Annotated in this window: 2 protein-coding genes; both read left to right on the forward strand. The window is 50.0% G+C overall.

Features of this window, described 5'->3' with window-relative positions; translation table 11 throughout:
* Positions 1-2,126, forward strand: a 2,126-nt coding sequence (locus tag B3180_RS11220; RefSeq protein WP_286844564.1) for a peptidase M14, incomplete at its 5' end; no start/stop codon positions are given.
* Between the two features lie 9 nt (positions 2,127-2,135).
* Complete coding sequence (locus B3180_RS11225) at positions 2,136-2,798, forward strand: potassium channel family protein (RefSeq protein ID WP_222236270.1); 663 nt, start codon at positions 2,136-2,138, stop codon at positions 2,796-2,798.
* Positions 2,799-2,879: the final 81 nt, after the last annotated feature.

Below are 2,879 nucleotides of genomic sequence, written 5' to 3' on the forward strand. Positions count from 1 at the left end.
ATCCATTGCAAAACCCCGATGGGCGGGCTCGTTTTGTGGATCGTTACTACATGAGTGTTGGGCTTGAGCACTCAGGCGATCGTCGCAGTGCAGAGCATAACGAACCCTGGCCGAACGGGCGCACTAACCATTACCTGTTTGATATGAACCGCGACTGGATTGCGTTGACGCAGCCTGAAATAAGCGGACAAATTGACGCCTTACTAAAATATTATCCGCTGGTGTTTGTTGACCTGCACGAAATGAGCGGTGATTCCACATACTATTTCACCCCCGAGGCGCGGCCTTATAACCCACTGATAACCGAAGCGCAGCGGGAAACGCTGAACTGGATTGGTAAGAATAATGGTCAGTGGTTTGATGAAAAAGGCTTTGATTACTTTACCCGTGAAATTTTTGATGCCTTTTACCCGGGGTATGGCGCCAGTTGGCCGCTTTATCAGGGCTCAGTTGCTATGACTTATGAAATGGCTTCGGCGCGTGGACATTTGTTTGAGCGCGAAGACGGCGACGTGCTGACCTACGCCGATGGTGTTCAACAGCATTTTATTGCGTCTATTTCGACAATACAGACGGTTTCCGAGCGTCGAGAAGCCTTGTTGCAGAAGTTCTGGGAATACCGCAAATCAGCGGTTGAAGCCGGTGAAGACGGCGATGTCCGTTCTATTATTCTGCCCGCCAAAGATGATCCGGCTGCTGCGCGCAAGCTGGCGTCCTTGCTGGTTGAGCAGGGTGCTGATGTGAACCAGGCGGAGGAAGCCTTTGATGTGTGCGGAACTGACTATGAAGTCGGCGCTTACATCATTGATATGGCACAACCTGCACACCGCATGATACGTACCTTAATGGATAAGCAAGTGGACATGGCGGATGACTTTTTGGCGGAGCAGGAACAACGCCGAAACAACAACCTGCCGGACCAAATTTATGATGTAACCGGCTGGTCACTGCCATTAATGTTTAACGTTGACAGTCATCAGTGTGATGACCTGCCGGATGTTGCCACGGCATCGGTTGAAGAAGGGCGCATTGAACCCGGTAAGGTCATTAACCCGGACGCCAAGGTGGCCTTTTTGGTTCGCTGGGGTGACATGAATGCGGGTCGCTTCCTTACTGCCGCCTTGCGGGAAGGCCTGGAAGTTCGCCAAAGCGAATTAGCCTTTACCCATGAAAGCGCCGGCGACTTTCCAAGTGGTTCGCTCATTTTAACCCGCGCAGACAACCAGGGTGGCTTACAGGCAAAACTGCAGGAACTGGCTAAAGCCTCGGGCGCAACCGTTGAAGGCGTCGATTCAAGCTGGATGACCGCTGGTCCGAACTTCGGTTCACATAATGTGAGTAAGCTGGAAGCGCCAAACATTGCTATTGCCTGGGACGAACCCGTCAGTGCCTATAATGCGGGCCATACACGCTTTGTTATTGAGCGTCAGATGGGCTATCCGGTAACAGCTATTCGTACTATGCAGTTGCTTCGTTCTGATTTGGACGGTCTTGATGTTCTGATCCTGCCGGAGGGGCGCTACGCAGACGTCTTAAATGACAAAGCGGTTGAAAAAATTAAGCAGTGGGTGTCAGACGGCGGTGTTTTATTAACCTTAGGCAGCGCCTCTGCCTGGGCCGTTGAAGCCGGCGTGTTAAACACTAAACTTGAGCGCAAAGTCCCCGAAGAAGGCGTTACTAAGCCGGAAGACGAAGCTAAAGTGGACGGTAAAGTCATTGAAAGCCGCGAGCAGTTCTTAACGGAAATAAAGCCGCACGGCGCTGACCCGGACTGGGTGCCCGGTGCGCTGCTAAATGCTGAGGTGGATACCGACCACTGGTTAAGTGCCGGTGTAAAGCCACAGGTTATCAGTATTTATAACGGCAACGATGTGTTTACACCTATTGATATCAACCAGGGTAGAAATATTGCCTGGTTTGCGGGTGCGGACGATATGCTGGCTAGCGGCTTTTTGTGGGATGACATTGCACAGCAACTGCCTTACAAACCGCTATTAATGTGGCAGCCAACGGGTAATGGTATGGTTATCAGCTTTACTCAGGAACCCACTTACCGCGCTTACATGGACGGTTTAAACACCTTGCTGATGAATGCGCTGTTCCTGGCGCCGGCAAAAGCACAATAGGAGTCTGACATGGCAGAATTTGGCGTCATTGGTTTAGGGCGCTTTGGTGCCCGAACCTCGAAGGAACTGCTGGATATGGGACATCGTGTTATTGGTGTCGACTCGGATGAGAAAGCTGTAGAGGCAATGGCCGACGTGCTAACGCACTCCGCCATTGCTGATGTGACTGATGAAAAAGCGTTAGAGGAACTGGACTTAACCAACTGCGAAGTGGTCTTGGTGGCTATTGGAGAAGATTTACAAGCCAGTTTGTTATGTGTTTTGCACCTGAAAAGTATTGGTGTAAAACAGATTTGGGCAAAAGCAACGTCAAAATCGCATCATCAAATTCTGTCGAAGTTGGGCGTAAACCGTATTATCCATCCGGAAGAGGAAATGGGAATACGGGTGGCTCAGTCTTTGAACTACCCAATGGTCAATGAATATATGTCGCTTGGACATAATTGGTTCTGTGTCGAAATTGGCATTGGCGACTACCTCAAAGGCAAAACTCTGAAAGATATCATGCCCGATGATAGTGAGTTTTTTCATGTTTTATTATTGAAGAGACGGGATGATGTAACGGTAACCCCTTCATTATCTGTAACTCTGGAAGGGAACGAAACCTTGGTTATGGCCGGTAGTTTAAAGGCATTGAAGTCTGTGGCTCCTAAGTTAAAAGAGGATTCATGAAGCAGTGGGTCCCTTCAATAGCCTGGCTATACCGTCGCCCTGGACGTAAAAGACGAAAAGCTTTTAGTGCCAGCCCGCCGG

The organism is Idiomarina sp. UBA4206 (genome assembly GCF_002383015.1).
In the GTDB taxonomy this organism is placed as follows: domain Bacteria; phylum Pseudomonadota; class Gammaproteobacteria; order Enterobacterales; family Alteromonadaceae; genus Idiomarina; species Idiomarina abyssalis.